At 59.0% G+C, this 8,455-nt stretch carries 7 protein-coding genes; 4 read left to right on the top strand and 3 right to left on the bottom strand.

From position 1 onward, the window contains the following. Positions 1 to 293 precede the first annotated feature (293 nt). Both IT585_14270 and IT585_14265 read left to right on the top strand, forming a co-directional pair. Positions 294 to 854 (top strand): arginine decarboxylase, pyruvoyl-dependent, encoded by a 561-nt coding sequence (locus IT585_14270; GenBank protein ID MCC6964414.1) that lies wholly within the window; start codon positions 294 to 296, stop codon positions 852 to 854. A 21-nt stretch (positions 855 to 875) separates the two neighbouring features. Continuing rightward, complete coding sequence (locus IT585_14265) at positions 876 to 1,853, top strand: deoxyhypusine synthase family protein (GenBank protein MCC6964413.1); 978 nt, start codon at positions 876 to 878, stop codon at positions 1,851 to 1,853. A gap of 791 nt (positions 1,854 to 2,644) precedes the next feature. Here the strand turns inward: IT585_14265 and IT585_14260 are convergent. The 3 genes from IT585_14260 to purE all read right to left on the bottom strand — a co-directional run bounded on the left by IT585_14260 (position 2,645) and on the right by purE (position 7,690). Further along, positions 2,645 to 5,761: a PD40 domain-containing protein gene (locus IT585_14260; GenBank protein ID MCC6964412.1), complete on the bottom strand. Its 3,117-nt coding sequence runs from the start codon at positions 5,759 to 5,761 to the stop codon at positions 2,645 to 2,647. Between the two features lie 33 nt (positions 5,762 to 5,794). Beyond that, the gene (gene murA / locus IT585_14255; protein MCC6964411.1) at positions 5,795 to 7,054 is read right to left on the bottom strand and encodes a UDP-N-acetylglucosamine 1-carboxyvinyltransferase; all 1,260 of its coding nucleotides are present in this window, start codon (positions 7,052 to 7,054) and stop codon (positions 5,795 to 5,797) included. A 141-nt stretch (positions 7,055 to 7,195) separates the two neighbouring features. Further along, positions 7,196 to 7,690 (bottom strand): 5-(carboxyamino)imidazole ribonucleotide mutase, encoded by a 495-nt coding sequence (gene purE / locus IT585_14250; GenBank protein ID MCC6964410.1) that lies wholly within the window; start codon positions 7,688 to 7,690, stop codon positions 7,196 to 7,198. A gap of 170 nt (positions 7,691 to 7,860) precedes the next feature. On the opposite strand from purE, the gene IT585_14245 reads away from it, so the two are divergent. Both IT585_14245 and IT585_14240 read left to right on the top strand, forming a co-directional pair. Beyond that, positions 7,861 to 8,040: a hypothetical protein gene (locus IT585_14245; GenBank protein ID MCC6964409.1), complete on the top strand. Its 180-nt coding sequence runs from the start codon at positions 7,861 to 7,863 to the stop codon at positions 8,038 to 8,040. A gap of 11 nt (positions 8,041 to 8,051) precedes the next feature. After that, positions 8,052 to 8,455 (top strand): hypothetical protein (locus IT585_14240; GenBank protein ID MCC6964408.1); only part of this gene is annotated, 404 nt, incomplete at its 3' end.

The following is an 8,455-nucleotide window of genomic DNA, read 5'->3' as shown; positions in this document are numbered from 1 at the left end:
AGAGCTACGATCAGAGCGGGAAGCAGAACACGTCTCATAGAAGACGACTCCATGTTAAAGAACAGCCCCGAAGTACAACGTCGACAATATACGCCATAACCATGATTCTGTAAAGCCGTAATGTCTGCCGGCGCGACGACGATCGAGGTATTTGGGAGCCGGGCGAAGGGTGCCGGAGGCAGGCGGAGGCGCCGGGTGGTGCGGCCCAATTTCCTGTTGCATCCGTTGAGGGTTTATATATTTTCCCGCGTTGTTACGCGTTCAATCGAGGATCTTTCACAAAGGAGAAAGAGTTGAACTTTGTACCAAAGAAAATCTTCCTGACCAAAGGCGTGGGGAAGCACAAAGAGAAGCTGGCCTCGTTCGAGTTGGCCTTGCGTGACGCCGGGATCGCGTACTTAAACCTTGTGAATGTCTCTTCGATTTTTCCGCCGTACTGCAAGCTGATTTCGCGCCGGGAAGGGCTGAAGTATTTTGAGCCGGGCCAGATCGCCTTCTGCGTGATGAGCCGCGATGCCACCAACGAGCCGAACCGGCTGGTGTCGGCGTCGATCGGGATTGCGATGCCGAAGGACAAATCGAAATTCGGTTACCTGTCGGAGCATCACGGTTTCGGGCAGACGCAGAAGTATTCCGGCGATTACGCCGAGGACCTGGCGGTGCAGATGCTGGGGACGACGATGGGTTTGACGATCGACCTGGACAAGTCGTGGGACCAGAACAAAGAGCAGTGGAAACTCAAAGGCGAAGTGGTGTACTCGCGTAACATTACGCAGTCGGCCGAGGGGGACAAGAACGGTTTGTGGACTACGGTGATTACAGCGGCGATGCTGATTCTGGAAAACGGCGACTAACCCCAGCGGACGGAAGGGCTCATGAGCAACGGCGAGATCACGAAATTTCTCAGGCATCACTATCGCCATTTCAACGCGGCGGCGCTGATTGACGCCGCCGACGGTTATGTGCGGCATCTGGACCAGGGCGGCAAGATGATGGTCGTGTTGGCGGGCGCGATGAGCACGGCGGAACTGGGTTTGTCGCTGGCGGAGATGATTCGCCGGGACAAGGTGCAGATCATCAGTTGCACGGGGGCGAATCTGGAGGAGGACCTGTTCAACCTGGTCGCGCATGATCATTATGAGCGAGTACCGCATTATCGCGATCTGACGCCGCAGGACGAGGAAGCGTTGTTGAACCGCCACCTCAACCGCGTGACGGACACGTGTATTCCGGAGGAAGAGGCGCTGCGACGGCTGGAGAAGGTGCTGCTGGATGAGTGGTTGAAGGCCGACCGGGCGGGCGAGCGCTATTTCCCGCACGAATTCATGTACAAGATCATCCGCTCCGGCGCGCTGAAAGCGCATCATCAGATCGATCCAAAAGACTCGTGGATGGTGGCGGCGGCAGAGAAGAATCTACCGATCGTCGTGCCGGGCTGGGAAGATTCGACAATGGGCAATATCTACGCGGCGCACTGCATCGAGGGCGACATCAAGAACGTGCACACGGTGCGCACCGGGATCGAGTATATGACCTGGCTGGCGGACTGGTACACGGCGACGGCCAAGCAGTCGACGATCGGATTTTTCCAGATCGGCGGCGGGATCGCGGGGGATTTTCCGATCTGCGTAGTGCCGATGTTGCATCAGGATTTGCAGCGGACCAACGTGCCGGTGTGGGGGTATTTCTGCCAGATCAGCGACTCGACGACGAGCTACGGGTCGTATTCGGGCGCAGTGCCGAACGAGAAGATCACCTGGGGCAAGCTCGGGATCGACACGCCGAAGTATATCATCGAGTCGGATGCGTCGATTGTGGCGCCGTTAATGTTTGCGATCGTACTGGGATGGTAGAAGTGTAGGCTGCTGCTGCTGGGGGGATAAAGGGGTTGGAAATTCGAGACAGTGACATGGTGTAGATCAAGCCCTCACCCCTGCCCCTCTCCCAGGGGGAGAGGGGGAAGAGACGCGGTCGGAATGATTCGTGACAGCGGGAGCGACAGATGTACATCGCGGCAGGTCGCCCCACGAAGCACGCGATACTTGTGATAGGATTGAGGGTCGAGAGCGCTTCACGGGAAGACCTGCCGCAACGGCGTTAGGCGAGGCCGAGCAATTGACGGCCGGGAAGCCGACTGAAGTCGGCGCTACAGGGGGAGGCGCAATCGGGGCGGAGATTGCTTCGTCGCGGTGAAGACAGGAGGGCACGGTAACGGTACGTTCGCTCCTCGCAATGACGACGCTTGCGATTGCGGTATTCGTATCGATAAGGTCGCAGGCGCACGGAACGGCAACGAATACAGCCCCTTGGCCCCTTTGCTGAGGGGGAATTCGGGTTGACGAGTGCGGCAAATGCGTGGAAGATTCGTGTCAGTTGAGTAGTGGGAACGCGGCAGGTCACAATCCCGCGCGGGAGAGTGGCGTCGCTGTGGCGGATCGAGTAGGGCGCGGGATCAAGACCTGCCGCAACGGCGTGCGGCGGGGCTGAACAATTGACGGCCGGGAAGCCGACTGAAGTCGGCGCTACAGGGGGGGAGTTCACGTCAGGATCGCAGGGATCCTGATCTACGGCGGACGGTGTGGTAGTCAGGATCGCGGGGGCAATGACCTACGGCGACGGTGCGGTAGACAAGATTTAGTGCGCGTTAGAACTCGGCGCCGAAGCTGAAATAGTGTTTGGGTTTGGTGACCTGGACCAAATCCCAGCCCCAGGCCAGATCGTAGCGCAGCAGGAAGATGCCGAGATTCACGCGGGCGCCGGTTCCGAACCCGGTCTTGAGGCCGAGCAGACGATTGGCGCCGGCGGTGGTGCCGAGGCGGAATTCTTCATTGGCGTTCCAGGCGGCGCCGGCATCGAAGAAGGCGGCACCGGAGAGCCGCGCCAGGACGATCGGCAGCGGAAAGCGCAGCGCCAGATATTCGACAAACGGATAGCGGAATTCGAGATTGACGACGCCGTACTTGGTGCCCTGGAATTCAAAGTAGTCGTAGCCGCGCAGGGGGGTGATGATCTTGGAGAAGTAGAAGCCCTGCACGCTGTAGACATCGTCGGTAGCGGTGGTGGAGCCGATGTAGTTGGTATTGCCGCCCACATAGTAAACCTTCTTGCTGCTGCCGAAGGAGGCGCCGCCGGCCATGCGGAAGGCGAAGGAGTACTGGCCGCCGAGATGGAAATACTTACGGTAGTCGAATTCACCCGCCCAGTAGTCCTGCGAGTTATTGGAGAGCGGCAAAGTACGTTCGAGGCTGAGTTTCCAGCGGCTGCCGTTGACCGGGCCGGTGTAACCCCAGAGGACGTTATCGTGAATCACCGCCAGGTCGGCGGTGGTGGCATCCTCGTTGGCATCATCGTAGACCAGTTTGCCGTCTTCGAGGCGCGGGTCGTAGTAGGTGCGATCGATGTAGATGTGCGAGACATCAAGTTGAACGCGCCGGAAGAGACTGAACGGATGCGAGACGCTGGCGAGCAGGCCGTAGGTGCGGTCGGAGAAGAGCCGGTCGCGGTTGTCCTGGAAGTAGTTCTTGTTATGAAAGACCCCGAAGCCGAAGTCGGTGCGGTGGGTCGAGTTGATATAGTACAACTGCAGATTCGACTGGTTGATTGAATTGACGATGTCGGTGCCGATCAGGAACTGGTGGTTACCGAGGAAATCGGTCACGAGTACGAAGGACTGACCGCGGAGGCCGTAGAAGGTGTCGTAGGACAATCCGCCGCTGACGATATCGGGCGAGAATTTGGCTTTGTAGCGTTTGACTTCGAATTCCCCGTCGGGGCGAACGGCATAGACGGTGTCGCGGCCGTCGTCCTCGTGGGCAGATTCGACAATCGCCGAATCGCCTTCGATACGGACGTCGGAGTCTTTCTTGGTCGGCGGGGTGAAGACGAAATCAGTATTCTCGCTCTCGGCCGGGAATTCATTTTCGAAAACGGAATCGCGAACGGCGGCGGAGTCGGCGCCGTTGTCGAGGGTTGCCGCAAACTCGGCGCGGAGTTCGCCCTTGGCGAACTTGGTGGCGACGAGCGGAGCGCCATTGTCCGTGGCCGGCTTGATATCCTTCATCAGGTAGACATCATAACCGCCTTTGAAGAACGCCTGGAAGACGATCTGATCGCCCTTGGGCGACCACGACGGCGAGCTGATGCCGCTGAGGACGTTGGTGATCGGGAACGCCGGCACGCCGGACTCGAAATCTTTCACGTAAAGGTTGTCGATGCCGTTGAGGTTGGAGACGTAGCAAAGCTTTTTGCCGTCGGGTGACCACGTCGGATAGCGGCAGATGCCGGCTTCGCGCGTAACCGTGTCGACGATGGCGCCGGTGGCGAGATCCATAACGAAGATGTTGTAGTTGCCGAATTTGAAGCGACGGGAGTCAGCGGCGGAAACCAGACGGTCGGAGGCAAAGGCCAATTTGGTGCCGTCGTGATTAATGGCGGCGTCCTTATCGTCAAAATTGTCGTCGGTCAGCTTGCGCAGGGCTTTGGAGTTGAGATCGACATGATAGAGATCGGAGCGGCCATCAGTGACGCCGGTAAAGATGATATTGCCGTCGGCGGTGAAGACCGGATTATAGATCGAGCCAAAGCCGGGGCTGATGCGCTTGACGATCTTCTTTTTGTCCACGCTGTAGATCATCAGGGCGTCTTTGCCGTCGGACTTGGCGGCGAAGGTGATCAATTTGCCGTCGAACGACCAGGCCAAACCGGAGACGAAGGAGTGGAGCGATTCGAGGTCGCCGGAGCGTTCGCCCTTGACGAGACTGCGGACGACCTTGCCGTCGCCGGCATTCATCAGGTAGATTTCGGTGTAGTCGGAGCGGTCGGAATAGAAGGCGATCAGCTCGCCGTTGGGCGAGAAGGTAGGCTTCTCGTTGAAGTAGGAGCCGTCTTTCTCGTGGTTGGTCAGCCGCTTGGCGAACTTGGCGGGTTCATCGCGGGTGGCGATTTCGGGCCAATAGACTTTCTTCAGGTAGAGCTGGAATTTCTCGTCGAACTCGGTTGTGGTGAGGCCGATGGAGGCCTTCATGGCGCGCGAGATCGAGAGGCTGCGGCGACCCTTGTTGATGATGTCGGCGATCTTCTCTTCGCCATACGTTTCCGCGAGGAACTTGATGGCGGCCTGCCCTTCCTTGTAGGCGAGGTAGCCGCCGAGGTAATCGACGGGCGCGAGGTAGCCGTGGATGGTGGCGTCGCGCACGATCATGTCGGCGAAGTAGTCCCAGCCGCCGCGCGAGGAATACTCGGCGTAGCCTTCGCCGAACCAGAGCGGCAGTTGGAAAAGATACTGGCGCGAGAGCAGCGAGCCGAGGACGTTGCCGTAGATCAGGTCGACAATGACGGCATGAGTCAGCTCGTGGTGGAGGACATGGCGCAGGTCTTCATAAGAGCCGTTGTAAGGGACGACCACGCGGTTTTTAAAGTACTCGGTAAAGCCGCCGACGCCTTCGGGGAGAATTTCCGAGACGACGTTGGTCTGCTGGAATTCATTGGGGGAATTATAGATGAAGACCGGGATGCGGCCTTTCAGGCGATAGTCGAGTTCGCGGGAGACCTCGACGTAGGCGGTCTCGAGTTCGGCGATAGCGAATTTGGCCAGCTCGTACTGGTTGTCGTAGAAGTAGACGTCGAAATTCGGCGACTGGATATAGGTCCAGTTGAACGACTTGTACTGTACCTTGTTTTTGCCGAAGTATTCTTCCTGAGCCGAGGCGGTGGCGACCACGAGCAAGACGAGGGCGAGCAGGAGCAGGAAGATTTTGCGCATAGCGAGTACCTTTCCTAATGCGGGAGCCGGGGACTAATCCGGGACCTTGCTGATCGATGCTCCGACGGCGCGGAGCTTGGCGTCGAGGGCGTCATAACCGCGCTCAATATGATATATTCGACGAACTTCGCTCGTTCCTTCAGCGGCCAGGCAGGCCGTGACCAGGCCGGCGCCGGCCCGTATATCAGACGCCATAACACCGGCGCCGTTTAATCGGGGCACGCCTTCAATGGTGGCGACATCGCCGATGATGGTGACCTTGGCGCCGAGGCGGGCGAGTTCCATACAGTGACTAAAGCGATCCTCAAATACAGTTTCGCGCATATGCGAAGTTCCCTGGGCCTGTGCCGCCAGGGAGACGAAGCACGCCTGGAGGTCGGTCGGAAAACCGGGAAACGGAAACGTCACGAAATCGGCGGCCTGCAGTTTGCCATCGGAGCGCACGGTGATCGCGTTGGCGCTTGTGTCGACCTGGCAGCCCATTTCCCGCAATTTCAGCAGGACGACCTCGAGGTCGTGGGCGACGCCGTCCTCGACGGTCAATTCCCCGCCGGTGCCGGCGGCCATGCAGAGAAAGGTGCCGACTTCCAGACGATCGGGCATCGGCTCGTACGTGACCGGTTTGAGCTTATCGACGCCGTGAATCGTGACGATCGTCGAGCCGGCGCCGCGAATATCGGCGCCCAGGCGATTGAGGAAATTGGCGACATCGACAACTTCCGGATCGCAAGCGGCATTGATTATACGCGTGACACCGGAGGAAAGCGCCGCGCCGATCATGATGTTTTCGGTGCCGGTATGTGACGGGCGGTCGAAGTAGACTTCCCCGCCCTTGACGCGGCCGTTGGCAACGACGTAGCCGGCTTCTTCTGAAATCTCGACGCCAAGTTGGGCGAAGCCCTTGAGGTGCAGGTTGACGGGGCGCTGGCCGAGCGAGCAGCCGCCGGGCAGAGAGACGCGGGCGTGTCCCTGGCGGGCGATGAGCGAGCCGAGCACGAGGAACGAAGCGCGCATCTTGCGGACCAGGTCGTACGGGGCCTCGGTTGAGGTCAGGGTTTGCGCGCCGATGGTAATCTTGTGATTTGGCTTGTCCCAGGCGACGCCGGCGCCGAGTTCTTTGAGCACCTGCAGCATGATATCGATATCGCGCAAGTCGGGGACATTAAGCAAGGAGGTGTTGCCGGAATCGGGCAACAAGGCGGCGGCCATGATCGGCAGTGTGGCGTTTTTGGAGCGCATGGCGCGCAAACGGCCATGCAGTTGCCGGCCGCCTTCGATTACATATTTATCCATCTAAGCAGTAAAACCTTCCGTGATCGTGACGGTTCCGAATTTGCGGCGGTCCGCAGTAACAGTTTGGACAAGGTAATCGGTCTCAAACCATTGTACAATCGGGAGCGGTTGGACCGATGAATCGAGGGTAACGGAACCGGCTTAGATTTTCTTGGCCAGGACGGCGTCGCGCATTTCCCGCTTATAGGCGGCAAACTTGTCGAGCAGGACTTCCCCACCCTCCGGAACGCCGGCGGCGAGAATCTGCACGGCGAGCAGGCCGGCGTTGAAGGCATTGCCGATCGCCACGGTTGCGACGGGGATGCCTTTGGGCATCTGGACGGTCGACAACAGTGAATCGGTGCCCTGCAGCGGCGCGGTCGGGATCGGGATGCCGATGACGGGAAGTTCGGAATTGGCGGCCATGGCACCGGCCAGATGGGCAGCAGCGCCGGCGCCGGCGATGATGATGCGGATGCCACGCTTGCGGGCGTCTCTGGCGAACTGGGCGGCTTCATCGGGACAGCGGTGGGCGGAGAGAACGCGCATTTCGTAGCCGATGCCGAATTTGTCGAGGGCTTCGGCGGCGCCCTTCATGACGCCCAAATCAGAATCGCTGCCCATGACGATGCCGACACGAACGGGAGTGGAACTCATCAAATCTGCTCCTCTATTGCGAAAAATTTTCAGTCAACAAACGATCCGGACCCAGCCGGGATACAGATGATACGGCAAAGACGGCGAGGCTGCAAGGGGTCGAAGTTGCGAATTCGGCGGCGTCGAGATTTTTCGCTTCCGACGATGATTGGAGAGAAGTATCATAAGTTATGGGCATCAAGGAGAATTTCGGGGACAACCTGTCGCTGTTGGCGGAGTTCTGGCGCTTTGTCCGGTATCGCAAGCGCTACTGGCTGTTGCCGTTTTTCATTCTGATCATTTTGCTGTCGGTGTTTATCGTGCTGACGGAGAGCAGCGCATTTGCGCCGTTTATTTACTCGCTGTTTTAGCGGATGGGTGGATGAGAGTTGCGGAATTTGCGATGGCGGTAGGCGGGACTTTGATCGTCCTGTTTCTGGCGCTATTCCTGTCGAGGCGAGATATTCCGGTGACGCATTACGAGGCGAGCTGGGAGGAGTTGACGCTGCGGCACGAGCATCGTGCGATCGTGCGCGGTGGCGAGGCGCCGGCGCGGTTTGACGTGACGGTCGAGGGCGGGCTACTTCCAGACAGCTCCGTCCTGGCGGTATATTTGCGACCGTACTTTCACGGGGCGGTCGGGGATCGGGCCGAATACAAGTCGGTGCCGCTCTTGACGGTGCCGGGCGAGGGGTTGTTGTATCGGCGCGAGTTGGTCAACCAGGGGGTTGGCAAAGAATTCGAGTACTACCTGAGATTGTCGGCGACGTTAGATTCAGTGACGGT

This window comes from Candidatus Zixiibacteriota bacterium (genome assembly GCA_020853795.1).
Taxonomy (GTDB): Bacteria; Zixibacteria; MSB-5A5; order CAIYYT01; family CAIYYT01; genus JADJGC01.
The sequence above is the reverse complement of the archived record's forward strand: the minus strand, read 5'-3'. Positions and strand labels throughout refer to the sequence as shown.